Genomic DNA, 24,724 nt, shown 5'->3' on the forward strand with positions numbered 1-24,724 from the left:
CGCATTCGAATTCATACCTTCCAGCTGAGCGCCTTGTTTCTGGCCTCCACAAATCTGCGGTATATGCCGTCCTCCCGAAGAAGTTCCTCGTGAGTTCCGCGCTGCGCAATGCGCCCGCGCTCGACCACGAAAATTTGCTTCGCCGCCCGCACGGTTTTCAGGCGGTGCGCAATCATTAAGACCGTCTTCTCTTTTGTGAGTGCCGCGATTGCCTCCATGAGTTCCTTCTCATTCTCCGGGTCCACATTGGCGGTCGCCTCATCGAGGATAATGACGGGCGCATCCTTCATGATGGCTCTCGCAATCGAGATGCGCTGCCGCTCCCCGCCGGAGAGCGAGGCGCCATTTTCACCGATCACGGTATCATAGCCCTCCGGGAGCGCGGTAATAAAGTCGTGGCAGCAGGCCTGTTTTGCCGCGGCAATGACCTCTTCCATAGACGCATCCGGTTTCCCGAAGCGTATGTTGTTTGCGACCGTATCATGAAACAGGTAAACCGACTGGAACACGAAGCTAAAGTTCTCCATCAGTGCGTCAATCGAGTAGTCCCGCACATCCTTTTGATCGAGGCGCACCGTTCCGCTCTGCACATCCCAGAAGCGGGCAATCAGCCGGCAGAGTGTCGTCTTGCCGCTGCCGGAGGGGCCCACAAAGGCCGCGCTCGTGCCGGACGGAATGCGAAGCGACACACCGTCGATCACCTTCCGACTCTCATACGCAAAGTCAATCTCTTCGAGTGCAATGTCATGTGTTTTCGGCGTATAGGCCTCGCCGTCAATCTCCATCGACGGAAGCGAGAGTATCTCCTGTCCTCTTGTGACGCAGAGATCCACCATGCGGAGCAGCGCGGAATAAGCGCCCATGCTCGAAAGACCCGCGAAGGCATGAAAGGCCATAATCATCATGAGCACCGCCGTGACGAGGTCCATGCTGCCGTCCAAATAAAAGCGAAGCGAGGCAAGCAGAATGCCGAGTCCTGTGAGCTTCAACACCCCGTTTTGCAGCGGCATGTAGCGGTTTGACGCAAACTCCAGATCGGTCATCAAGCGGGCGGATTCCGCAATGCTCTCCTTCAGCTTTTGCTCGGACTCTCCGCTTAGCCCGTAGGACTTCACCTCGGAAATCCCCTGAATGTACTCAAGCACGTTCTCAATAAGCCGGGTATCGTTCGCTATTTTTTGACCGGACAAAGCCTCGTTGTTATGCTGCATGCGGGCGTTGATCATGGCAAAGAGCAGTATTCCGACAAGGGCAATCAGGCCTATCCGCCAATCGAAAATCACCAGCATCAGCACAATGAGGGCCGTATTGAGAAGCCCCTGTGTTGTCTGCATGACCACACGGGTCGCCACATCGCCGAGCAGCTCCATGGTATTGGTGGTCACCGAGCTGATATCGCCAAGGCTTTTTCGGTTAAAAAAGCCCATGGGCAAAAAGCGCAGCTTTTCCGCGATTTCAATGCGCTTGTTTGCGCACTCCCCATAGCCTGCCCGGCACTGCAGCATGGCCTGCTTGGCGCGAAGTGCGGCCTCTGCGAGTATCCCGCCGAATAAGAGCAGGAAGCAGATGCGCACGGTGCCGCCCGTCAAGCTATGTCCCAAAAAGCCGTGGAGCACGAGGCTCACAGCCGGATATTTGATCACCTCGCAAGCGGCAATCAGTACACCGAGCAACAGGGACTCATAAAACATGAGCCTATGTTTCGGAGAACAAAAGGCAAAGAACTTTTTGAGTGTCGCAATCATTCGGACAGCCCTCCTTCCTCCGAGCAATCTCTTGCGCTGCTGTGTGCCTCCCACATCTTCCGGTAGAGCGGGCTCTCTCGCAGCAACTCTGCGTGGGTTCCGCGCGCCGCAATTTCTCCGCTCTTCACGACGACAATTTGGTCCGCATTTACAATGGTCGAAAGCCGGTGCGCAATCACCAGCAGGGTCTTACCGCAAGCAAGCCTTGCCACGGATTCCTGAATCAAGGCCTCATTCTCCGGGTCCGCATAGGAGGTCGCCTCGTCCAGAATGAGGAGCGGCGCGTCCTTCATCATCGCGCGGGCAATCGAAATGCGCTGGCGCTCACCGCCCGACAAATGCGCCCCGCTTCCGCCGACCACGGTGTCAAACCCATGCTCCAACTCCATGATAAAGTCATAGCAGCCGCTGTCCCGCGCGACCGCTTCGACTTCGGCATCGCTCGCCCCCGGCCTTCCCATGCGTATGTTCTCCCGCACCGTCGTGTTAAAGAGAAAGCTGTCCTGAGAAACGTAAGCAACCTGCCGGTTATAGTCTTCCGACGAAAGTTCCCTTAAATCGACGCCGCCGAGGGTGATGCTGCCGTCTCCGACGTCCCAGAGAGAGGCAACCAGTTTCGCAATGGTCGACTTACCGCTCCCCGAGGGTCCGACCAAAGCTGTCACCTTTCCCGCCGGAATGTCGAGATCAATCCCGTGCAGAACTTCCTTGTCCCCGTAGCCGAAACACACCCCGGAAAGCCGCACTTCGCTGCCGTCCGGAACCGCACGGCTCTCTGCGGGACGCGAGAGCTCCGGAAGCGTAAGCACGGCGTCGATCTCACCGAAAATCGAGGTCGCCTTCCCGATGTCGTCGCTGTAGCTGAGCGCCGTGATGAGCGGCGTAATCAATCCGCAGGAAAGAATCAGTATCATCACATAGTCATGAAACGCGAGCGTGCCCTGCATCACAAAGACCGCGCCGAGCGGCAACACCGCAAGCAGGGTTGCCGGTGCAATCGTCATGCTGAGAGAAAAGGGCACAATGCTTGCCCGCATCCAGTCCGTAAAGCTGCGCGCGTTCTCCTCGGCCGCGCGCGCAAAGCGGGCATAGGAGCTCTCCGCCTTGCCGAAGGCCTTGATGACTTCAATGCCGCCGATGTACTCGACCGCCGTGTCATTCAGTACCTTGGTGGTCTCCTGCGTTCTCCGGAAGGGACGCTCGTAGTCGTGAAACATCGCCATCAGGCAGAGCAGCGTAAGCGGCAGGGTCGCGAGCGATAAGAGCGCCATGCGCCAGTCGATGCGGCAGAGATACAAAAACATGAGGAGCGGCGCAAGCAGGTTTGCCGTAAACTCCGGCACCACATGCGCAAGCGTCGTCTCGATTGCATCCGTTCGCTCAATCATGATATTTTTGAGCGCGCCGGACGGTGTCTCGCGCACCGTTCCGAGCGGCAGACGCGCAAGCTTTTCGCAGAGTTCCGTCCGTATCCCCGCAATCAGCGCGAAGGTCGTTTTGTGTGACAAGTTGGTCGAGAGCGTGTGAAAGAGGATACCGAGCACGATAAAAACTGCCATGAGCCCTCCCTCTAGGAGAAATACGTCGTAGTTACGCTCTCCCTGCAGGAGCTGCTTTACCATAGTGCCCATCACAAAATACGGGACTATGGAGCAAATAACCCCGATACAAGCCAGCACCACACTTCGCAGGTAGCTCGCTTTACTCACCGCAGCAAACTTCGTCACATAGTTTAAAAAACTCTTTCCGCGACCCTGTTCCTGCCCTTTTTGTTTGCCTGTTTCCGCCATAAATCTCTCCCCCTTTCCGCACCCGGACGGCATCTTTTTTCGCTGCCCTTACACCGGCCGAAGCGGCTTGTCGCAATAAATTAGATTTACCTAACCACTTTATACCTATGATAGCACTCCGCTTTTGTAAATAAAAGCCGCCGGTCGTTTTCTTTCAAAAAAAATCTCCGGGCACGGCTTTCGCCGCCCCGGAGACCATAGTCATGTCCGCGCGTTTCAAATCAATCTTCCGGCTCAGAGACTCTTAACGCCGGTCACCTCGTAATCCTTTTCTTCCACTGCCTGCTTGAGCGCCTCGTCGCTGACCTCTTTGCTGAGCTCCACGACCGCATCGCCCTTTTCATGGCTCACCGCAGCGCTCTCAACGCCCGGCAGAGCCTCGAGCGCCTTCTTGACCGTCGCCTCGCAGTGTCCGCACATCATACCCTTGATTGTAAGTTCCTTCTTCATAAAATCTCCTTTCGCGCTCTTTTCGGCGCTTGCGGCTTCCAAAAGCCGCCCTGTTTGGTTTACCGTAACATGATGCCGCAGCGGCTTGTCATGCCGCGCATCGTGCACGCGGAACAAATTAAGACGCAGCGCATTGCTCACGACACAGACACTCGACAGGCTCATTGCCGCCGCACCGAGCATCGGGTTCATCGCGATGCCGAAGAAATGCAGGTAGGCGCCCGCCGCCGTCGGCACCAGGAGCACATTGTAGATGAGTGCCCAGAAGAGGTTCTCCAGAATGTTCCGATAGGTCGCACGGCTCAAACGTATCGCCGCCGTGACATCCGTGAGACGGCTCTTCATCAGCACCACATCCGCCGCGTCGATGGCCACATCCGCGCCCGCACCGATCGCAATGCCGATGTCGGCGCGAGTCAATGCCGGCGCATCGTTGATACCGTCGCCGACCATGGCGACCTTGCCCTTTTCCCGAAGCGCGCGGATCACGGCCTCCTTGCCGTCCGGCAACACGCCTGCCACGACCTCGTTGACACCCGCCTGCTTGCCGATTGCCTCGGCCGTCTTTTGGTTGTCGCCGGTCAGCATGACCACATGGATGCCGAGCCTTTTCAGCTCTGCGATTGCCTCCGCGCTGTCCTCCTTCATCGTATCCGCGACCGCGATTACGCCGAGGAGCTCTTGTCCCGCCGCAAAGTAGAGCGGGGTCTTACCCACTGCAGCGAGTGCATCCGCCGCTGTCTCAAGTTCCGCGGGAATCGCGACCTTGCCGCGCACAAAACTCAGGTTCCCGGCAAAGAGCGTCGTTCCGTTTTGCCGCGCGCTTAAGCCGTTGCCGGGAAGCGCCGCAAAGTCATCGACCTCTTCCAAGGGAAGACCCTGCTCTTTCGCATAGGCGACGACCGCCTTCGCGAGCGGGTGCTCGCTCTTTGCCTCGAGCGCATAGGCCGCGCGGAGCAGCTTATCCCGGTCGCCGTTTGCCAGCACATCCGTCACGACCGGCGTTCCGTTCGTGATGGTACCGGTCTTATCGAGTGCCACAATCTGCACGTTTCCGGTTTCCTGCAGGGCCTCTGCGTTCTTGAATAAAATACCCTGTCTCGCGCCGACACCGTTTCCGACCATGATGGCGACCGGCGTCGCGAGGCCAAGCGCACAGGGGCAGCTCACCACGAGCACCGCAATGCCGCGCGCCAGCGAAAAGCCTATGCTTCCGCCGACCAAAAGCCAGATTACGGTCGTCACGACCGCCACCAGAATGACCGCCGGCACAAAAACACCGGAGATCTGATCCGCGAGTCTTGCGACCGGCGCCTTAGTCGCCGCCGCATCGCTGACCATCTTGATGATCTGCGCGAGCGTGGAATCCTCACCGACTCTGGTCGCGCGGCACTCAAGGAAGCCCGACTGGTTCAGAGTCGCGGACTTCACCTCATCGCCGACCGCCTTGTCAACCGGCAGACTCTCGCCGGTCAGCGCGGCTTCGTTGACCGCGCTGTTTCCCGCGACCACAAGGCCGTCCACCGGGATATTCTCGCCCGGCTTTACGCGGAAGATGTCGCCGACCCGGACACTGTCGACCGGAACCGTAACTTCTTCGCCGTTCCGCACGACCCGCGCGGTCTTCGGCGCGAGCTTCATGAGCGACTTTAAAGCACTGGTCGTCTTGCCCTTTGAGTAGGCCTCGAGCATCTTGCCGACCGTAATCAGCGCGAGCACCATGGCGGCCGTTTCGAAGTAAAACTCCATCATGTATTCCGTGACTTTGGCCTGATCGCCGTCCACCACGGCCCGCGTCATCAGAAAGAGAATCACGGTCGAGTAGAGGAAGGCCGCCGAAGAGCCAATGGCAATCAGCGCATCCATATTCGGCGCGCCGTGAAAGAGGCTCTTAAAACCGTTCACAAAGAACTTCTGATTCACGACCATGATGATCGCCGCAAGGAGGAGCTGCAACAGTCCCATTGCGACATGATTTCCGTCAAAAAACGCCGGAAGCGGCCACTTCCACATCATATGTCCCATCGTGAGATAGAGAAGCGGCAGGAGGAATACAATCGAGGCGATGAGCCGCCGTTTCATCTTCGGCGTCTCTCTGTCTTTTAAGGCATCCTCTTCGGCCGCGAGCTTTGCCTGATAGCTTCCGTGGCTCTGCTCTGCCGCGTCTTTCTCGGCCGCGCCGTAGCCCGCCGCCTCGACAGCCTGTATAACCTCACTCGATGTCACATCTCCCTCAACGCCCATGGAGTTTGTGAGCAGACTCACCGAGCAACTCTTTACCCCCGGCAGCTTTGACACCGCCTTCTCGACCCGCGCCTGGCAGGCCGCACAGCTCATTCCGCTGACTGTGTATTGCTTCATCTTACCTTCTTTCTTATGCCTTTCCCATCCGCTACCGTCCGCCTCACTTCATCAGCTTCTGCAGGGTTCTGACCAGCTCGTCCAGCTTTTCCGTGTTGCCCTCGCGCACATCTTCCGCGACACAGGACTTTAGGTGTGCCGCGAGCAGCACCTTGGTAAAGCTGTTCAGCGCGCAGTTTGCCGCCGAAACCTGATTCAGGATGTCGATGCAGTAGGCATCCTCCGCGAGCATCTTCTTCACCCCGCGTATCTGCCCCTCGATGCGGTTCAGCCGGTTTAAGAGCTGTCTCTGCTCTTCTCTGTCACGCACCTTTTTCATACCGCTGCAATGAGGACAGGCCGTCTCTTTGTTCTCTGCCACACCGCACCTCTTTCATTTTTCGTATACCCCGGTAGGGTACCTCTTATCTGCCACTATCTTATACCCCCACCCTGTATCTGTCAAGCATCCGGTTCAAAAAAAAGCCAAGGCGGAATTCCGCCTTGGCTTTTTTATCTCAGCGCCCGAGCTCCAGGAGCCGCGCGAGTTCCGTAAAGTCTGTCTTTACGAGCACGCAGTTGCCGAGGGTATTCGGTTCAATCAGCGTGATATTCTCACCCCGGCGCTTTTTGTCGGCGCGCGCCGCCGCGAGTATGCGCTCGCTCGGCAGCTCCGTGTTGTTCGGCAGCTGATACTTTTTGAGAAGCTTCTCCAGAATCTTCTCGCAGCTCTCAGGGCAGCGGTCGTCCCGCACAAGCGCACGGGTCATAAGCGCCATGCCGATCGCGACGCAGTCGCCGTGGAAGAGCTTATAGTTCATCTCCCGCTCGATGGCGTGACCGAGTGTGTGGCCGAAGTTCAGAATCTGGCGCTCGCCGAAATCCTGCTCATCCTCCGCGACCACATCGCGCTTTAAGCGCACGCACTGGGCAATGATGTGCTCCAGTTCCTCCGCCGCCTCATCGCGAAGCAGAAGTTCCAGGAGTTCACGGCTCCGTATCATACCGTACTTGATGACCTCCGCCATGCCTTCGGCAAAGACCTCGGGCGCCAACGTGTCGAGTGCCTTGCTGTCACAGAGCACAAGATAGGGCTGCGTGAATGTTCCGACCAGGTTCTTGCCCTCCGGCAGATCGACCGCTGTCTTGCCGCCGACCGAGGAATCCACCATCGCAAGCAGCGAGGTCGGGACCTGAACACAGGGCACGCCGCGGAGATAGAGAGAAGCCGCGAGACCCGCGAGATCACCGGTCACACCACCGCCGAGCGCAATCACGACATCCTGTCTCGTGAGCTCTGCCTTGGCAAAAAAGGTCAGCACTTCCAGGAGCGTCCCCGGATTCTTCGAGGCCTCACCCGCCGGGAAGGTAAAGGTTTCGACCGAAAAGCCCTCCTGCCGGAGTGTCTCGGCCGCCTGCTCGCCGTAGAGCGGTCCCACATTGGAGTCCGTCACGATCACCGCTCTCCGCCCGCGAATCAGCGCCGCCGTCCGAAGTCCGAGCTCCGAGAGCACGCCCGCGCCGATGATTACCTCGTAGACTCTCGAGGCCCGCACCAGAACCTGTTCCATACCGTTCCTCCTCGCTCAGGCATTTGCCTCAATCGTGGCCTTCCGGATCAGCGAAATCGCGCGGGACACATCCGCGAACTGCTCCGGGCGTAGCGACTGTGCGCCGTCCGAGAGTGCGTGCGGCGGGTCGTTGTGCACCTCGATGATGAGGCCGTCCGCGCCGGAAGCGACCGCCGCCATGGCCATCGGCTTCACATAGCGCGCCACGCCTGTCGCATGGCTCGGGTCCACGACCACCGGGAGGTGCGAGAGCTCGTGCAGCACCGGAACCGCCGAGAGATCCAGCGTATTTCTGGTCGCCGTCTCGTAGGTGCGAATGCCGCGCTCGCAGAGAATCACGTTCTCGTTGCCAGAGCTCATAATGTACTCGGCGCTCATTAAGAGCTCCTTAATCGTGTTTGCGAGACCACGCTTCAGAAGAATCGGTTTATTCAGCTTGCCGAGTTCCTTTAAAAGTTCAAAGTTCTGCATGTTCCGCGCGCCGACCTGAATCACATCCACATTCTCAAAGAGCGGAATGTGCTCGGCGCTCATAATCTCGGTCACAATCGGAAGACCCGTCGCCTTCTTTGCCTCGAGCAGCAACTTCAGTCCCTCTGCCTTCAGACCCTGGAAATCATAGGGGGAAGTGCGCGGCTTGAACGCGCCGCCGCGGAGCATGGTTGCGCCCGCCGCCTTGACGCTCTGCGCGACAAAGATAATCTGCTCCTCGCTCTCCACCGAGCAGGGGCCCGCAATCAGGCCGAAATTGCCGTGCCCGATCTTGACCTCCGGCGTCACCTCAACCACCGTGTCGTGCGGGTGGAACTTGCGGTTTGCCTGCTTGAAGGGCTCGGAGACCCGCTTCACAGCCTCGACAATGTCAAAGCTCTTCACCTGATCCTCGTCGATGCGGGAGGTGTCACCGATCACGCCGATAATATTCTGATAATCACCCTCCGTGATATGGGTCTTCAGACCCTTTCTCTCAATCCAGTTTACCAGATCGTTTACTTTTTCCGGCTTGGTCTTGCTGTTGATGATGATAATCATACTCTCTCTCCTCTGTTTCAATGCCTGGTTCAGCGGGTAACTCGAACAAAAAAGGACATCCGCGGTGAAGTGTTTTCACCGCGGACGTCCCGAAAACGCCCCATTCCGAATGCAAATTCGGAATTTAATTCGCAGCAAAAAGCACTCTTACTTTCAGACCGTAAAGCCGTAAAAGTAAAAGTACCAATAGCCGTTGACTGCGAACTTCTGACTCATAAAATAAAGACCTCTCTCGTATGGCGTTCCTTTTTGTTGAAGGGAATATAGCACCATGTGCGGGAGAGGTCAAGCTTTTTTTGATTGTCAGTGCCTATCCCGCGGCCTTACGCCTTCTTGCGGGCGCGGTACAAGTAGACGCCGACCGGAAGCACAACGTAGCCGATGAACATCGCAACAATCGCGTAGTAGTTCGGCACGGTCTTGCCGTCCACCTGAAGCGAGAACTGCGCCGCCCACTTGAACTTTGCGAGCAGGAAGACCGTGAGACCGAGCGACAGCAGGGAAAACGGAACATCCAGCACAAAGTTTCTCTTCGGATTCGGAATCACCTCGCCGCGGTTCTTGCCGTAGTAGAAGGTGATGACCGCGAGCGGCACGAGCACAAACTGCACGAAACGGCTGATCGAGCTGATAATCATAATGCCGCGCATGTCATACCGAAAGGCCATCGGGATGATGATGGCAAGCGCCACGGTGAGCAGGAAAGCGTAAATCGGAACGCCGCTCTCCGTGCGCTTTGCGAAAATCGGCGGAACCAGTCCGTCCGAAGCCATGGCCTCGAGCACGCGCGGTGTCAGGAAGGATGCAGCGACATTGATGCCGAACATCGAGACCAGCGCGCCGCCGACAATGAGTCCCTTTAAGAGCGGGTTCGGGAAGACCGCCGCGAGCACCACGACATCCTTCGAAGTGACCAGAGACACCGGATCGATCCGCATGGCGACAAAGACGATGCCGCAGTAGATGAGGGCTATGATACCGATTGCGAGCGGGAGCGCGCGCGGCAGGTTCTTCTCCGGGTTCTCCATATCGCCGGAGCCGCTCGCGACACTCTCAAAGCCCGTGAACGCGTAAAAAGCCGAGATGACAGCCGTCACAAAACCGCCCGTCGTGAGCGCCGGGATCAACTTCTCGCCCGCGTCGTTCGTGAGGAGCTCGACTTCCGCGAGACGGTTCACACCGGTCGTTAGAATCAGGAAGAGACCCGCGACCACCGTGAGCACCAGCGCGCCGAGCTTACCGACCGTCGAGAGATTCGAGACAAAGCGGAACACCCGCATGCCGCAGAAGTTGATGATGAGCAGAATGACCATGAGGCAGAGGAAGCCGAGGGTCACATTGGAAATCTTGCTCGTGTCGAGACGTAAAATCTGGAGGGCCGTCTTTACGACACCCGTTGCCATGACGCCCCAGGCAATGCTGGCAGCGACAAAGCGCGTTGCGCCGACATATAACCCGGCGTTCTCACCGAACGCCGCTTCCGTGTACGCGTAAGCCGCGCCGCTCTTTACGACATAGCGGGAGGCCGACGCAAAGGTCACGGCGAGACACGCCGCAAAGAGCGCCGCGCAGAAGTAAATCTCCGGCGCAATGCTGCCGACCTGTTTCGCGACACTGCCCGGCGAGAGGAAAATGCCGGTTCCGATGACTGCGTTAATCGTGAGTAAAACAATGGACCAAAATCCTAACTTTTGACTCTTCTCTTTCACAAAATCCGCCTTTCCCGCTTGCTCAGTTTTTCGCTGTCTGATGCCGCTGTCCCGCCGCAATGAATGCCTGCCACAATTTCCGCATGACCGGGTCCACACTCTCAAGCATCTCCGGATGCCACTGCACCGCAATCAGGAAGTCATCGCCCGGAAGCTCGACTGCTTCAACCACGCCGTCCGGCGCCGTCGCAACCTCGGCAAAGGGTTCTCCGACCTTCTTCACCGTCTGGTGGTGGAAGGAATTCACGCGGTGGGAGGTGACACCGAGAATCTCCGCGAGGCGCGAGCCTGCCTTTACCGCCACGCTGTGGGTCGCAACACGCGGACTGTGTCCCTGCGAGTGTTTTAAGACCTCACCGCTGCGCTCGCCGAGATCCTGGTAGAGACTGCCGCCCTCCGCGACATTGATGAGCTGGAAGCCGCGGCACACGCCGAGAATCGGCAGATGGCGCTCCCTCGCGAGCTCATAGAGCGTAAAGTCGTAGCTGTCGCGCTCCGGCACAATCCTGCCGAGACCGCGGTGCGGCTCCTCACCGTAGTAAATCGGGTCAATGTCGTCGCCACCGGTGATTAACAGCGCGTCCAGCTTGTCGACCACCGCCGAAAGGGCCGCCCGGTCACCGTTCATCGGAATCATGACCGGCACGCCGCCGGCCGCGAGAATCGCATTGATATAATCCTCATTCACGTAAATGCGGCGGTAGCCCGGAAATATGCCCCCGTCGTCCGTAATGAGTCCCGTCGAAATGCCGATTACCGCTCTCTTCTCCATGTTTTTCACGTCCTTTCTCAGATGCAATCGTCCACATTGACCTCATCGGTCATGACGCGCAGAATTTCCTTGTCCGTGTCACGCATACCGACTCTGCCGATATAGCCCATGTTCTTAATCGTCTCCTCGACATCGTCCTCGACAATGCCCTCGCCCGCCTGAAAACAGCGGTTACTCATACTCATGTGGTGCGCGAGAATCGCCGCGTGCAGGGAACTCGCAATCTTTGCCGCGCAGCTCGGCTTCGCGCCGTCGCAGACAATGCCGCCGACATTGCCGAGTGTGTTCGTAATCGTGCGGGAAATCTGCGCATAGTCGCCGCCGCAGAGGAAGCTGATGCCGGCACCCGCACCGCAGGACGCCGAGACCGCACCGCAAAACGCGGACAGGGCGCCGATATAGTGTTTGATGTAAATCGAGACCAGATTGCTCACAATCAGCGCGCGGAGCATTCTGTCCTCCGAGACCTGCAGCTCTCTCGCATACTCGACAACCGGCATACTGACCGTGATACCCTGGTTGCCGCTGCCCGAGTTGATGACGACAGGCATCGGACATCCGCTCATGCGCGCATCGCTGCCCGCCGCCGCGCGCGCGCAGGCGCGACACTTCACGTCGCTGCCGAAAGTCTCGAGTATCGTGCTGCCGATGTTGGCGCCCCAGTTCTTGTCGAGACCCTCCTGCGAAATCGCGAGATTGCACTCCACCTGACGCTGCAGCACCTCGCGGACTTCCGAGAGATCGGCCTCCTCCGCGTACGCGAGGATGCCCTTCAGATTCATGTGGTCGCGCGGTGTCTTGTACACATTGCTCTCGACCGCGCGCGCTGCCTCATCCTGTTCGAGTTCCTTTTCATCGCGGAAAATGTGGCTAATGTTGGTGTGCTTCTTCTCGATGATGACTTCCGCCGTGTGATTGTCACCGAAGACCTTCGCTGCGATGTAGAGATTCGGCGCGTTCTCCGCAAAGAGCACTTTGCAGAAGCCCGCCGCCGCGAGCTCGCGCGTCTTTTCGCGTGCACTGTCCGTCACATCCGCAATGACCTCGAGCTGCTTCTCCGGATTGCCGCCGATAAGGCCCAGAATACCCGCGACCGCAATTCCCTTCTGTCCGCCCGCGTTCGGCACCGCGACCGCCTTTACGTTCTTGATGATGTTGCCGGAGCAGCTGAGCGCCATGCGGCGTGCCTCCTCGCCGAGCACCTTGCCCGCGACCGAAGCCGCGTACGCAATTGCAATCGGTTCGGTGCAGCCCATGGCCGGAATCAGCTCCTCCCGCAAAATGGCCGCGTAACGTTTCTTTTCCTCCTGCTTCAATTCACTCATGCCTTCGTTTCCTTTTCCGATTCTATTTCCGCCTGCAGTTCCGTCAAAAATTCCCAGCGCTCCATGCGCTCGAGAAGTTTTGCCTCTACCTCTTCGCGCTCCGCATCGAGCGCGGTGAGACGCTGAAAGTCACTCGCCGAAGCCGTGTACTCTGCCTCGATTTCCGCGATTCGCGCCTCAAGCGCCGCAATCTCATCCTCGATGTGTAAAAAATCCTGCTTTTCCTGATATGTCATGCGCCGCGCTCTCTGCCGCCTCGTCTCCTCGGCGCGCTGCTTACTCGCCTCTTTTTCGGCGCTCACGCCGCTGTCCGTTCCCGCACTGCCGCTCTCGCCGCTCGCCGCTTCCCGCCTCAGCTTCTCGACCTGATAGTCCGTATAACCGCCCTCGTACTGCGAGATTACGCCGTCTTCGAGCGCCAGAATGCGGTGCATGGTACGGTCCAAAAAGTAGCGGTCATGGCTCACCGCAATCACAATGCCCGCAAAGCTGTCCAGATAGTCCTCGAGAACGGTCATTGTGCGGATATCGAGGTCGTTGGTCGGCTCGTCCAGAATCAGGAGATTGGGTGCGCCCATCAAGACTTTCAAGAGATACAGCCGCCGCTTCTCGCCGCCCGATAACTTCTCGACCTTCATATAGTGCTGCGAGCTCGGGAAGAGAAAGCGCTCCAACATCTTGGCGGCACTGATCGGTCCCTCCGGGCTCGGCACAAATTCCGCAATCTCCTTGATGCTCTCAATCACTGTGAGTTCTCCGGAGAGCGCCTCGTTTTCCTGGCTGAAGTAGCCGATTTTTACCGTCTGCCCGATTTCGATCTCACCGCTGTCCGGCTTCTCAAGTCCTGTGATGAGCTTTAAGAGCGTGCTCTTGCCCGCGCCGTTTCGGCCTATGATGCCGAGCCTGTCGTTCTTCTGAAACTGATAGCTGAAATCCCGGAACAGATATTTTCCGTCGTAGGCCTTGCTCACATCGTGAAACGCGAGCGTGGTCTTCCCGAGCCGCGAGTAGGCCGAGGCGAATTGCAATGCCGCCTCCTCCTCCGGTCCCGAGAGTGCCGAGAGCTTTTCGTAACGGGCGATTCGCTCCTTTGACTTTGTGCCGCGGGCGCGAGCGCCGCGCTGCATCCAGGCGAGCTCCTTTCTGAGAATGCTCTGTCTGGTTCTTTCGTTCGCCTGCTGGATGTCGAGGCGCTCCGCCTTCAGCGCGAGAAAGCCTTCATAGTTTGTGTCATAGGAATAGAGCTTCCCGCGGTCCAATTCCAAAATGCGCGTGCAGACCGAATCGAGAAAGTAGCGGTCATGCGTGATCATGAGAAGCGCGCCGCGAAAGTTCTTTAAGTAGTTCTCAAGCCACTCCGCGGTCTCGCCGTCCAGGTGGTTGGTCGGCTCGTCGAGAATCAGAAGGTCCGCCGGATGAAGGAGCACGCCCGCGAGTGCCACGCGCTTTTTCTCGCCGCCCGACATCGTGTCACAGATCGCCTCCGCGTCGCCGACACCGAGCGCTGCGAGCAGTTTTTTGGCTGCTGCCGTCGTATCCTCCCCGCTCATCTCGCCGCCCGCCATGCGGAGGCAGGCCGCGAGTGCGGTCTCCGCCGCGAGAAACTGCGGGTTTTGCGAGAGAAAGCGAATCTCTATCCCCTTTCGCACAATCAGTTCGCCGCCGTCCGGACTCTCCTCCCCCGCCAAGATGCGAAGCAGGGTCGATTTTCCGGTTCCGTTTACGCCAATCAGCGCCAGCTTCTCGCCCTCCCCGATATAGCAGGCGGTGTCGTCGAAAAGCTTGCGTGCCGTATAAACCTTTTCTAAATGTTCTATAGAGACAATTGTATTCATAATTTCAGTATAACAGAGCTTTCCACGATAGAAAAGGCTGTAAAAAATGCAAGATGCATTTTCTACAGCCTTAATTTTGTTTGGTGCAACTTATGCAAAGATGTGGTAGCCGAGGCGCTCCGAGAGATACTGTAAAATCCTCTCGCCGCCCACGCTGTTTCCCTTCTTGTTCAGCATCGGCCCGAAGGTACCGATGCCCATGCCATTCTGTCCGACAGCGACAATGCCGCCGCCGACACCGCTCTTCGAGGGCAGGCCGACCTTGACCGCGTACTCACCCGACTCATCGTACATACCGCAGAGCATCATGAGCGTCGTCACAATGCGGACAATATCGGCATCGAGGAGGCGCTCTCCCGTCTTCGGGTCCACGCCCTTGTTCGAGAGAATCATCGCGTAGTGCGCGAGATCTTTTGCCGTGCACATGACTGAGCACATGCGGAAGTAGACATCCAGCACATCCTCCGGCTCGCCGTCCAGCACATGATCGCTCTTTAAGAGATAGGCAATCGAGCGGTTTCTGGTGCCCGTCCGCTTCTCGGAGTGGTACACCTTCTCGTTCAACTGAATCTTCGGATTGCCGCAGAGCTTTCTGACCAGCGTGAGGAACTCCCCGAACGGGTCTGCCGCCGCAATGCAGTCCGCCGTCACAATCGCACCCGCATTGATCATCGGGTTAAAAGGCCGCCAGTCCTTTAACTCGAGCTGGAGTATGCTGTCAAAGCGGTCGCCGGTCGGCTCCATGCCCACCTTCGAGAAGGTGTGGTCATAGCCCGAAGTCTGCAGCGCGAGAATCAGCGAAAAAGTCTTCGCGATGCTCTGCATCGTAAACGGAATATTGTAGTCTCCCGCCTTGTACATGCTGCCGTCCGCATTCATAATGCAGCAGCCCAGGTTCGACGAATCCGCCTTTGCGAGCTCCGGAATGTAGCTTGCAACCTTGCCCTCAATCAGTACGTTCTGGCCCTCTGCGAGCGCTTCCTCAAGAATCTGTTGAACATCCTGTTCCATTGTTTTTCCCCTTATCTTGTCGTAACTCAATCCTTCCAGTAATCCAGCTCATCGGGGTTCAGCCCGATATCCTTTGCGTGGAATACCGGCTCTTTTCCTGCTTTGCGCTGTGCCACATAGTCGTGGTAGGTGCCGATTGCGACGCGGCTTAACAGCACGCAAGCCACCAGGTTCAGTAAGCACATGCCGCCCATCATGATGTCCGCGATATCCCAGGCAGCTGCCATCGGAAGCAGCGCGCCGACAAAAATCACGATCACGCCGTAAATCCGGAAGCCTTTCAGGAAGCCCTGGCTCGGCATGGTCTTATGGTTTAAGTACGCGAGCGCGTTGTCGCAGTAGTAGAGATTTCCGATCAGCGTTGTGAACGAGAACAGCAACATCGCAACCGTGATGAAAAGCGGGCCGAAGTTGCCGAGCACCGCTTGGAGCGAAGTCTGCACCCACTGCGCACCCGCGAGTTCCGCGGTCGGCTCAACGCCGGAGACCAGGCACATGAGTGCCGTCGCATTGCAGAGGATAATCGTGTCGATATAGACCGAGAGCATCTGCACAAGGCCCTGCTTGGCCGGATGCGAGACCACCGCAGCCGCAGCTGCGTTCGGCGCCGAGCCGACACCGGCTTCGTTCGAATAGAGACCTCTCTTGATACCGTAGACCAGACAGGAACCCGCAATGCCGCCGAAAATTGCGCGGAAGTTAAACGCGTCGGTGAAGATGCGGCCAAAGACCGCCGGAATTCTGCCGGCATGCATGAGGAGAACCACCACCGTGACCACCACATAGGCAACGCCCATGAACGGGACAATGAAAGCCGCCGTCTTCTCAATCCGCTTGCCGCCGCCCATCACGCAGATGCCGACCAGAAGTGCGAGCACCGCGCCGATGATACCCGCCGCGAGCTTCGGATTTGCCACATAGAAAGCGTAGGTCTGGAATGTCGACTGCGTGTTGTAAGAGCAGAGCAGATTAAAACCACAGGAATAGGTGAGCAGCAGGAAGACGACGAAAATCGTCGCAAATCCCTTGCTCTTTAAGGCGTCTTCAATGTAGTACGCCGGGCCGCCGTAGCTCGTGCCGTCCGCTGCCTTCTTCTTGTACACCTGTGCGAGTGTGCACTCGGTAAATGAAGACGCGCAGCCGATTAGCGCCATGATCGTCATCCAGAATGCCGCACCTGCGCCGCCGAGACAAATTGCCGTCGATACACCGATAATATTTCCGGTTCCGACGCAGCTCGCTGTGCTGATCATCAGCGCCTGGAAAGGCGAAGTACCGTTCCCCTCCGTCGGCTTTGCCTTCATTACCCGCAAGCCCTCCGGCAACATCCGCACCTGTACGAAACCCATGCGAATCGTGAAATAAAGCCCCGCTGCCGCCATGACAATCAGCAAGACCGGATAGTACAGAAAGCCGTCTATCGCATCCAAAACCTGCATAACCATATTGCGAAACCCCCTATTCTTTTTTTTGTCGCCACCCCAACTTGTGCATATCTACTAATACAGTCTAGCATGTAAGTATGTAAAGCGGAAATTTTCCAGACCGATAACAGCTATCCACGAAAGAAATATCAACTGTTGGGCATTCTGTTTTTCGGTCTTATGTTGTATAATGTTATCAAGAAAACCAATAGGAGGCAGGCTTGGACGCAAATAACATCAAATACATTGTCGCCATTGCAAAGTACGGCTCCATCAACCATGCCGCAAAAGCAATGTTCATCTCTCAGCCTCAGCTGAGTCATATTCTGAAGATTACCGAAGAGGAGTGCGGCCTCACGCTGTTTCAGCGCACGAGCCGCGGCACCAGGCTCACCCCCGAGGGCGAGGACTACCTGCACCACTGTGAAATTATCCTCGCAGAGATGGCAAAACTGAACCGCTATGTGACACAGGCAGCCTCCGCCCAGTCGAGACTTAAGGTCAGCATGACACGCTTCTCCCATATCTCCGAGTGCTTCAACGAGGTCTGCCATAGGCATCAGGCCGACAGTTCCATCCACTACCATCTCTACGAGGCCTCCGCCTCCAATGTTCTGAACGATGTCGTAGAGGGCAAGTCGGATATCGGCATTCTCCACTTTTCGACCACCAATCAGGAGATGACCTTGCAGGGCTTTGCCGACAAGAAGCTGAGCTTCACACCGCTCGCCACCTTCCGCCCCTATGTGTGCCTCGCCGAGAACCACCCGGTGTTGCAGGGCAAGGTACCCGCTGCGATTGATATCCGCGAGCTCAAAGACTACGGTTTTGTGCGATACGCGGGGCAGTACGAGGACTTCATCTACCACATTGCGAGCGACAGCGGCCTCATCGACCTAAATGAATCGCAAAAAATCATCTATGTCTGCGATCGCCAGGAGCAGATGCGCCTCATTCAGACAACGACCTTCTATACCATAGGCATCGCCGCTTTCTCCGACCAGAGCAAACTCTACCAAGTGATTTCCGTCCCGATTCTGAAAAGTTCCGAGCACCTCGCCTTCGGCATTATCACCCGGAAGGATACTGTGCTCTCCCCACTCGAACAGGAATTCAAGGAGGAGGTTATTCGGAAATATCGCACACTTGCGGAGACTGAGGGTTGAATTCAGACTATATTTTGCTAGGGCTCCGTTTGTTTAGTGCAAACTCATAATGTTTTGCCTCGTTCACTGACAAGTTTCCTTGTTCTAACTGTTCTCGCGTGTTATACTCGCAAGAACATAATTGTTTCATAAAAGAAAAGAACAGACAACGCAGCGCAAATTTGCCGCGGGAAAGGACTTTTGTCATGCAGATTCATGAATCCGCCGAGGACTACCTCGAAAAAATTCTAATGCTCCGCGAGGAGAACGGACATGTGCGCTCCGTCGAAATCGCAAACGCCATGGGCTACTCGAAACCGAGTATCAGCATCGCGATGAAGCATCTCCGCGAAAACGGGCTGGTGCGCATGGATACCGAAAACTTCATCTATCTCACCGAAGAGGGCGAGGCGATTGCGAGCCGCATCTATGATCGCCATCAGACGCTGACACAGCTCTTTGTAAAACTCGGCGTTCCCTCCGACATTGCCGAGCGGGATGCCTGCAAGGTCGAACACGATCTGAGCCCCGAATCTTTTGCGGCCCTGAAGGAATGTAGCAGACGGCTTTAACCTATACCGACATGAGACGAGATCCGCACTTTCCGGATCTCGTCCTTTTAGATTGCACCGCAATAGCGAAGTTCGAAAAGCCGATCCCCTTGCAGCACCGAAAAGGGTTTGCTTTTTTTATGATTTCGTTTTAGCATACGCATTGAATGTCAAAAAACAGATTAAAAAGGGGTTTTGTGTATGAGTACTTCGATTCCACTGTGGCTGTGCCTCCCGTTCGCGGGCCTGTTGCTCAGCATTGCGATTGTGCCGCTTGTCGCCGGCGAGTGGTGGGAAAAGCACCGCGTCCACGCGGTCATCTTCTGGTCCCTCCTCTTCATTGTCCCGTTCACGGCAATGTACGGTCCGCTGAAGGCTTCCGAGACCGTGCTGGAAACCGTCTTTAACGACTATCTCTCCTTCATCGTGATGCTCTTCGGCCTCTTCTGCGTGGCCGGTAACATCACCTTTGAGGGCGATCTCGCAGGTTCTCCGCTCGTCAACACGCTGTTCCTGTTAATCGGAACCTTCCTGTCGAGCCTGATTGGCACCACGGGTTCCTCGATGTTAATGCTTCGACCGATGATCAAGATCAACTCCTGGAGACGCCAGAAGCGCCACATCATGATCTTCTTCATCTTCCTGATTTCGAACATGGGCGGTTGCCTCTCGCCGCTCGGCGATCCGCCGCTCCTCATGGGCTTTATGCGCGGTGTGCCCTTCCTCTGGAGCCTGCATCTGCTCCCGATTCTCATCTTCAACCTAGTGATTCTGCTCACTGTCTTCTGGCAGCTCGACAAGCACTATTACCTGAAGGATGTGAAGCTCGGCTACCGCCCGGACATCTCGAAGCCCGGCACAGAGCTCTCGCTCCGCGGCGCCCACAACATTCTCTTCCTGCTGATGATCATTGTCGCAGTGGTGCTCGGCGGCACACTGCCCGGCAATCCGATGTTTCAGACCGCAGAAGGAACCGTCCGCGGCATTCACATTGTCGGCGAGGTAGTGCTCGGCTTCCCGACCATCATTGAAATTGTGCTGATTCTCGCGGCAGCTTTCCTTTCCTTCAAGACCACGCCCGAGGAGATTCGCCGCACGAACCACTTTACCTGGGGCGCTATCCAGGAGGTCGCCGAGCTCTTTATTGGCATCTTCATTACCATGCAGCCCGCCCTCATCATCCTCAAGGAAATGGGACCGAAGCTCGGCATCACCGAGCCCTTCCAGATGTTCTGGTCGACCGGTCTGCTCTCGAGCTTCCTCGACAACACGCCGACTTACCTGGTCTTCCTGACCACGGCGGGCACACTCGGCATGACAAGCGGTCTCACGACAACCGTCGGTACGATTCCGGTCATCTTCCTGAAGGCCATCTCCTGCGGCGCTGTCTTCATGGGTGCAAACAGCTACATCGGAAACGCGCCGAACTTCATGGTCAAATCGATTTCGGACGAAAACGGTATTCACATGCCCTCGTTCTTCGGCTACATCGGCTGGGCACTCGCGTTCCTAGTGCCCGTCTTCGTGATTGACACTCTGGTATTTTTCTTATAAGGAGGTAGCGCATGGAACAGTTAACAACACGCTGCCGCACACTGGCAGAAAAAATTTATACACTCGACGAAAATGTCTACAAGGCACTCGGTTCTTCCCTCGGCCGCACGCTGATCGGAAGCCGTGAAAAAGTGCTCTCGCTTCTGGAGCACGAGCTTTCGCTCCGCCCGCAGGGACAGCTAATTCTCTCCGACATGGCCTTAATCGGCAACATGGCGCGCACCCTCCCGGACGGCGCTTCCAGAAAGCAGCTCCTCACCGAGTACAATGACATTATTGTGGAGCTCAAAGCCCTCGAAGAGGAACTCGCGAAAGGTGATATTTCCGATCAGAAGCGCGTCTTCTTAAATCCGTTCGCGACCGGCGCAAAGCCCTTCTCGAAGGACGACCACCTTGTGATCTGCATCGGCCGCTCCTACGGCAGCGGCGGCACGGAGATCGGCTTCCAGCTCGCAGACGATCTGCACATCAACTACTACGACGCGACCATCTTCAAGGACGTGCTGGAGCGCCTGCAGGCAAAGCGCGAGGCGACCGAGAAACACGATATCGCCGAGACCCTGCACGAGATGCGCCACGCGCACGGCTTAAAGCTCTTCACGGCAAACTTTAACCGCTTCCACGGCCTGCCGACCGCCGATGCGCTCTTCTTCAACCAGAGCCAGTACATCGAAGAGCTCGCGCGGAAAGAGGACTTTGTCGTCATGGGGCGCTCGGCCGATGTGATTCTGAAAAATGCCGGCATCCCCCACATCTCGATTTTCATCACGGCACCGTTTGAGAGCCGCGTGAAACGCTTAATGGAGATGCACGAACTGAGCTTCAAGGAAGCCGCAAAACTCTTGAAGCGCGAGGACAAGGCGCACGAGCACTTCTACCACCGCTACACCGGCTTCAAGTGGGGCTCCGCCGTCCACTACGATCTCTGCATCAACTCGGCGAGCTACGGTATCCACGAGTCCGAGGAACTCATTATCCGCGTGATCAAGGCGCGACTCCGCGAGGACCTGCAGGCACTCGCAACGCGCCACCAGGAGTTCGTCGAGAAAGCCGACGCCAAGTTGCTCGCAAGACGGGCGGAACAGGCAGCTGACGGTATCTGAAACAACACTTTGTTTTCACCTATCGGGTTTCATACAGAAGTCCCGGGAGCGAAACCGCTCCCGGGACTTTTTCGTGCCTTCGTTTAGCTTTCCTCTTCTGTCGTCTCGGCCGCCTTGTCCTGCTCTCGCGCCAAAGCCTCGACCGCCTGTCTTTCTTCGATGCGCTGCATCTCCTCCGCCATCAGCTTGCCGAGGGTCTTGGTATCGAGTTCCAACTCCTCCGCCGCCGAGGATTTATCCGCAAAGGCATCGAATACCGCCTGCTTTTCCGCGAGCAGCTCCATAATGCGCTCATCGATGCTGTCCTCGCAGAGAAGGCGGTACACGAGCACGTTCCTCGCCTGCCCCATGCGATAGGCTCTCGCGATTGCCTGGCTCTCAAGGGAGGGCTTAAGTTGCGGCTCGCAGAGTATCACAACACTCGCTGTCTGAATGTTAAGCCCCGTGCCGCCCGCCACAATCTGTGCCGCGAGCACCTGCCCCGGAGCCGCCGCATCAAAAGCATCCAGCACTTCCTGCCGCCTTGCGGGCGTCATGGCACCGGTAATCGGCTCCATACAGCGCTCGCCGAGCAGGCCTTTCACCTTCTGTATGGTGTCGAGATAGAAGGAGAAAACGAGTACCTTACGCCCCTCTGCGGCCGCTTCCTCTGCGATTTCCAAAAGCCGCTGCGCCTTTGAGGATTGGGCGATATCCCCGACCGTCCAGGAAACCCGCCGCGCCGCATGGTAGTTTTCGTTGAGCACATCCGCCTCGTACCGCGCCCTTTCCGCAGCCCCGAGCTGACACCAGCTCTCCTGCTCTTCGAGTTCCGGAAGCTCGGTCAGCACCTGGTCGCGCTTCCGCCGGTAATAGACCGGTGCCACCAGTTCGCGAAAGCGGGGCGCTGTGGCAAGCATCTTCATGCCCCCGATCTCGGCCGCGAGTTCCGGCCGCAATACGCCGATGAGCTCCACCATCTCATCCACACGGTTTTCGAGCGCCGTGCCCGTCATAAAGAGCAGACGCTCCGCGCGGAGCGCTAAGTTTCGCACATGCACCGTGCGCCGCGCCCCCGGGTTCTTAATGTAATGCGCCTCATCCACCGTGAGTAGAGAGAAGCCAAAATCCTCCGGGAGCTCCCAGTGCTGTACGGTCTCATAACTCGTGACCGCAACACCGCCCGATGTAATCCAGTCCGAAAGGGCCGCCTGTCTGGACGGACCGTGCACCTTGATTGCCTTTAAGTCACTGAACTTTGTGATTTCCCGGCACCAGTTGACCAAAACGCTCGCCGGGCAGACCACGGCAAAGTGTGTGGCTCCCGCATTGCGGAGCGTGACCATGGCGGCGATGGCCTGCACGGTTTTTCCGAGACCCATCTCGTCGCCGAGCAGCACCTTGCCCTGGTGCAAAATGTACTTGACACCCCACGCCTGATAGCGGCGCAGTTCACAGCGCATCCCGTCCGCAAAGAGCGGCTCTGCCTCCACCTCGCGCGCCAGCTCTTCCGGCAGACCGTAGACCGCATCGCCGTTTCCGAGCAGGCCGGGCACCAGTTTTTCGAGGAGATTGCTATATACAATGGGCTGCGTTCGGAAGGAGTCCCAAGCCGTTTCCGCACTCGAAGCCTCCGATTCCAGCCGCGCTTCGCGAAGCCTTGTGAGTTCTGTCCCGTACGCCCCGTTTGCGAGCTCCTCGAGATAAAGATACGCCTCACTCGCGGCATCCTTCTCTGCTTTTCCCGTAAAGAGCCAGCGGAAAAAGCCCTTGCCGCGGGACAGCTCTTCCATCGCCTTTCCGATTCCCGCGGCGTAGTGCGCCGAGAGTGCCTGCGCGTCGCGGCTTAGCCCCTCCGCCGCGCGGTAGCGATACAGCGAAAGCACAATGTTACTCGTCTCTTCCGTTCGCTTATCCGCACTCAGCCGAAGCTTAATTCCAGGCCTCAGCTGCGTTACCGTCTCGCCGACCGCATCCTTAATGAGCGCTGCGCCGTCCTCGCTGATACCGTTTAAAGCGGCAAGCTGCTCCTCCGAAGCCAGCATCAAATCTTCGTAATTTGCATACCCGCTCTCCCGAAGCAAACGCACGCGGAGACCGCGCCGTTCCCGGTTCAGCTCCTCAACCGGGATATCCCTGAGCGTCTTCATGGTCTCCGCAGCGACAAAATGCTCACAGGCCGTCTCGACCACCGCACGACAATCCTCCGCCTTCTCACAAAGCATGCCGCGCTCTGTTTCCCACTGCTCGTGTTTTTGCAGTAACTCCCTCGCCTCCGCAAACGAAAATGTGCGTTTCATCCTCCCGTGGACACTCCTCCGTTTTGATTATGCCGATGTACTTAGTATACCAGTCGGAGGCGCGAAGACGGAATGCCTCTTTCAGTTATATCTTTACGCCGAGCCGGATTTTTTATTATCTTCAGTTATAACTGAAAAACTCCCCTGTTTTTCAAAAAGATAAAGCTGTAACTGATATTTTCTTGCCAAAGCCGCTGAGAGCTCCGCAGCTTCCGAGGAGACTGTTCAGCGTGAATTCGGTGTCTACGAGAAAGTTCGCGACAATTTCCCAAAGTACGTACTCTCCCTCGACGAATTCGACTTTAGTCGCAACGGCATCAAACACTGCAATATTCGCGACGTCTTCTGTCTTGTCATCCGTAAACCTGCGTCCTATAATTATATTAGTTATTCTTAACACATTAGGCGTTGCTACGGAAGGACAAGACAATGGGCTTATTCAAACGCTTTCTCGGGCAAACCCGAAAGCCAGAGGGCTTCTTCGGGAAACTCATGTTAAATGCCATGAATCAAGGTCATGCAGCCCTCTCCGACTGGGGACTCTCGCATATCAAAGGGCTGTCTCCGCTTGTCATTGCGGAACTGGGCTGCGGCGGCGGACGCAACGTGCGGGAACTGTTGCGCCGCTATCCGATGGCCAAGCTCTACGCGGTCGATTATTCCGCGCTCGCCGTGTGCCGCACCCGCGCCTACAATAAACCCGCCATTGTGCGCGGGCGCTGCCGTGTGCTAAAGGCCTCGGTACAATCCCTGCCCCTCGCGGCTTCTCGCTTTGATTTGGCGACCGCCTTTGAGACCGTGTATTTCTGGCCCGATTTAGCGGAGTGCTTCGCCGAGGTGTACCGCATATTAAAATGCGGCGGCAGCTTCCTTATCTGCAACGAGTCAGACGGGACGGATGCCGAAGGCCTTCGGTACGAGCGCATCATAGACGGCATGCACTGCTACACCGCAGAAGAGCTCGAAACCCTGCTTAGGACCGCGGGCTTCTCGGAGGTGCGGATATTCCGCCACGAGACCAAGCCCTGGCTCACGGTACTCGCAAGGAAATAAGAGGACTGAAAGCGAATCCACAAAGAAAGGAAGGA

General features: G+C 57.2%; 18 protein-coding genes. 5 read left to right on the forward strand and 13 right to left on the reverse strand.

Annotated features, from left to right (window positions below):
* Positions 1-11 precede the first annotated feature (11 nt).
* The 12 genes from HMPREF9623_RS04390 to HMPREF9623_RS04445 form a co-directional block, all read right to left on the reverse strand.
* A complete protein-coding gene (locus HMPREF9623_RS04390; protein ID WP_009532689.1) occupies positions 12-1,745 on the reverse strand; it encodes an ABC transporter ATP-binding protein in 1,734 nt (577 codons plus the stop codon).
* Positions 1,742-3,535 carry an ABC transporter ATP-binding protein gene (locus tag HMPREF9623_RS04395; RefSeq protein WP_009532690.1) on the reverse strand — a complete coding sequence of 598 codons (1,794 nt, stop codon included), beginning with the start codon at positions 3,533-3,535 and terminating at the stop codon, positions 1,742-1,744. The genes HMPREF9623_RS04390 and HMPREF9623_RS04395 overlap by 4 nt, the downstream gene beginning before the upstream one ends.
* A 234-nt stretch (positions 3,536-3,769) precedes the next feature.
* On the reverse strand, positions 3,770-6,346 hold the full coding sequence (locus HMPREF9623_RS04400; RefSeq protein ID WP_009532691.1) for a heavy metal translocating P-type ATPase: 2,577 nt from the start codon (positions 6,344-6,346) through the stop codon (positions 3,770-3,772).
* Between the two features lie 43 nt (positions 6,347-6,389).
* Positions 6,390-6,665 carry a metal-sensing transcriptional repressor gene (locus tag HMPREF9623_RS04405; protein ID WP_083826774.1) on the reverse strand — a complete coding sequence of 92 codons (276 nt, stop codon included), beginning with the start codon at positions 6,663-6,665 and terminating at the stop codon, positions 6,390-6,392.
* 178 nt (positions 6,666-6,843) lie between these two features.
* Positions 6,844-7,896 carry a 3-dehydroquinate synthase gene (aroB, locus tag HMPREF9623_RS04410; RefSeq protein WP_009532693.1) on the reverse strand — a complete coding sequence of 351 codons (1,053 nt, stop codon included), beginning with the start codon at positions 7,894-7,896 and terminating at the stop codon, positions 6,844-6,846.
* A gap of 15 nt (positions 7,897-7,911) precedes the next feature.
* Positions 7,912-8,928: a 3-deoxy-7-phosphoheptulonate synthase gene (aroF, locus tag HMPREF9623_RS04415; protein WP_009532694.1), complete on the reverse strand. Its 1,017-nt coding sequence runs from the start codon at positions 8,926-8,928 to the stop codon at positions 7,912-7,914.
* A 323-nt stretch (positions 8,929-9,251) separates the two neighbouring features.
* The gene (locus tag HMPREF9623_RS04420; RefSeq protein ID WP_009532695.1) at positions 9,252-10,637 is read right to left on the reverse strand and encodes an APC family permease; all 1,386 of its coding nucleotides are present in this window, start codon (positions 10,635-10,637) and stop codon (positions 9,252-9,254) included.
* Positions 10,638-10,659: 22 nt separating this feature from the next.
* Positions 10,660-11,409, reverse strand: a complete 750-nt coding sequence (locus HMPREF9623_RS04425) for a gamma-glutamyl-gamma-aminobutyrate hydrolase family protein (RefSeq protein ID WP_009532696.1) — start codon at positions 11,407-11,409, stop codon at positions 10,660-10,662.
* A gap of 17 nt (positions 11,410-11,426) precedes the next feature.
* A complete protein-coding gene (locus HMPREF9623_RS04430; RefSeq protein ID WP_009532697.1) occupies positions 11,427-12,734 on the reverse strand; it encodes an L-cysteine desulfidase family protein in 1,308 nt (435 codons plus the stop codon).
* Positions 12,731-14,569, reverse strand: coding sequence for an ABC-F family ATP-binding cassette domain-containing protein (locus HMPREF9623_RS04435; RefSeq protein WP_009532698.1), 1,839 nt, complete (start codon positions 14,567-14,569; stop codon positions 12,731-12,733). The genes HMPREF9623_RS04430 and HMPREF9623_RS04435 overlap by 4 nt, the downstream gene beginning before the upstream one ends.
* Before the next feature lie 90 nt (positions 14,570-14,659).
* The gene (gene glsA, locus HMPREF9623_RS04440; RefSeq protein ID WP_009532699.1) at positions 14,660-15,580 is read right to left on the reverse strand and encodes a glutaminase A; all 921 of its coding nucleotides are present in this window, start codon (positions 15,578-15,580) and stop codon (positions 14,660-14,662) included.
* Between the two features lie 26 nt (positions 15,581-15,606).
* A complete protein-coding gene (locus HMPREF9623_RS04445) occupies positions 15,607-17,025 on the reverse strand; it encodes an alanine/glycine:cation symporter family protein (protein WP_009532700.1) in 1,419 nt (472 codons plus the stop codon).
* A gap of 200 nt (positions 17,026-17,225) precedes the next feature.
* Here HMPREF9623_RS04445 and HMPREF9623_RS04450 point away from each other — a divergent pair, with 200 nt between their 5' ends.
* From HMPREF9623_RS04450 to HMPREF9623_RS04465, 4 genes are all read left to right on the forward strand, one after another.
* Positions 17,226-18,170 carry a LysR family transcriptional regulator gene (locus HMPREF9623_RS04450; protein WP_009532701.1) on the forward strand — a complete coding sequence of 315 codons (945 nt, stop codon included), beginning with the start codon at positions 17,226-17,228 and terminating at the stop codon, positions 18,168-18,170.
* A gap of 185 nt (positions 18,171-18,355) precedes the next feature.
* A complete protein-coding gene (locus HMPREF9623_RS04455; protein ID WP_009532702.1) occupies positions 18,356-18,721 on the forward strand; it encodes a metal-dependent transcriptional regulator in 366 nt (121 codons plus the stop codon).
* Between the two features lie 180 nt (positions 18,722-18,901).
* A complete protein-coding gene (locus HMPREF9623_RS04460; protein WP_009532703.1) occupies positions 18,902-20,254 on the forward strand; it encodes a sodium:proton antiporter in 1,353 nt (450 codons plus the stop codon).
* Positions 20,255-20,265: 11 nt separating this feature from the next.
* Positions 20,266-21,357: a cytidylate kinase-like family protein gene (locus HMPREF9623_RS04465; RefSeq protein WP_009532704.1), complete on the forward strand. Its 1,092-nt coding sequence runs from the start codon at positions 20,266-20,268 to the stop codon at positions 21,355-21,357.
* A gap of 83 nt (positions 21,358-21,440) precedes the next feature.
* Here HMPREF9623_RS04465 and HMPREF9623_RS04470 read toward each other — a convergent pair whose 3' ends face one another.
* Positions 21,441-23,636, reverse strand: coding sequence for a DEAD/DEAH box helicase (locus HMPREF9623_RS04470; protein WP_009532705.1), 2,196 nt, complete (start codon positions 23,634-23,636; stop codon positions 21,441-21,443).
* A 429-nt stretch (positions 23,637-24,065) separates the two neighbouring features.
* Here HMPREF9623_RS04470 and HMPREF9623_RS04480 point away from each other — a divergent pair, with 429 nt between their 5' ends.
* Entirely contained in the window at positions 24,066-24,689 is a 624-nt protein-coding gene (locus HMPREF9623_RS04480) for a class I SAM-dependent methyltransferase (protein ID WP_009532706.1), read from the forward strand.
* Positions 24,690-24,724 lie beyond the last annotated feature (35 nt).

The sequence above is a fragment of the Stomatobaculum longum genome (assembly GCA_000242235.1).
Classification (GTDB): domain Bacteria; phylum Bacillota; class Clostridia; order Lachnospirales; family Lachnospiraceae; genus Moryella; species Moryella longum.

What these genes read in the sequence shown, in the direction of transcription:
- HMPREF9623_RS04390 (WP_009532689.1), bottom strand. Translation starts at nt 1,745, where the DNA reads ATGATTGCGACACTCAAAAAGTTCTTTGCCTTTTGTTCTCCGAAACAT.
- HMPREF9623_RS04395 (WP_009532690.1), bottom strand. Translation starts at nt 3,535, where the DNA reads ATGGCGGAAACAGGCAAACAAAAAGGGCAGGAACAGGGTCGCGGAAAG.
- HMPREF9623_RS04400 (WP_009532691.1), bottom strand. Translation starts at nt 6,346, where the DNA reads ATGAAGCAATACACAGTCAGCGGAATGAGCTGTGCGGCCTGCCAGGCG.
- HMPREF9623_RS04405 (WP_083826774.1), bottom strand. Translation starts at nt 6,665, where the DNA reads ATGAAAAAGGTGCGTGACAGAGAAGAGCAGAGACAGCTCTTAAACCGG.
- aroB (WP_009532693.1), bottom strand. Translation starts at nt 7,896, where the DNA reads ATGGAACAGGTTCTGGTGCGGGCCTCGAGAGTCTACGAGGTAATCATC.
- aroF (WP_009532694.1), bottom strand. Translation starts at nt 8,928, where the DNA reads ATGATTATCATCATCAACAGCAAGACCAAGCCGGAAAAAGTAAACGAT.
- HMPREF9623_RS04425 (WP_009532696.1), bottom strand. Translation starts at nt 11,409, where the DNA reads ATGGAGAAGAGAGCGGTAATCGGCATTTCGACGGGACTCATTACGGAC.
- HMPREF9623_RS04430 (WP_009532697.1), bottom strand. Translation starts at nt 12,734, where the DNA reads ATGAGTGAATTGAAGCAGGAGGAAAAGAAACGTTACGCGGCCATTTTG.
- HMPREF9623_RS04435 (WP_009532698.1), bottom strand. Translation starts at nt 14,569, where the DNA reads ATGAATACAATTGTCTCTATAGAACATTTAGAAAAGGTTTATACGGCA.
- glsA (WP_009532699.1), bottom strand. Translation starts at nt 15,580, where the DNA reads ATGGAACAGGATGTTCAACAGATTCTTGAGGAAGCGCTCGCAGAGGGC.
- HMPREF9623_RS04445 (WP_009532700.1), bottom strand. Translation starts at nt 17,025, where the DNA reads ATGGTTATGCAGGTTTTGGATGCGATAGACGGCTTTCTGTACTATCCG.
- HMPREF9623_RS04455 (WP_009532702.1), top strand. Translation starts at nt 18,356, where the DNA reads ATGCAGATTCATGAATCCGCCGAGGACTACCTCGAAAAAATTCTAATG.
- HMPREF9623_RS04460 (WP_009532703.1), top strand. Translation starts at nt 18,902, where the DNA reads ATGAGTACTTCGATTCCACTGTGGCTGTGCCTCCCGTTCGCGGGCCTG.
- HMPREF9623_RS04465 (WP_009532704.1), top strand. Translation starts at nt 20,266, where the DNA reads ATGGAACAGTTAACAACACGCTGCCGCACACTGGCAGAAAAAATTTAT.
- HMPREF9623_RS04470 (WP_009532705.1), bottom strand. Translation starts at nt 23,636, where the DNA reads ATGAAACGCACATTTTCGTTTGCGGAGGCGAGGGAGTTACTGCAAAAA.
- HMPREF9623_RS04480 (WP_009532706.1), top strand. Translation starts at nt 24,066, where the DNA reads ATGGGCTTATTCAAACGCTTTCTCGGGCAAACCCGAAAGCCAGAGGGC.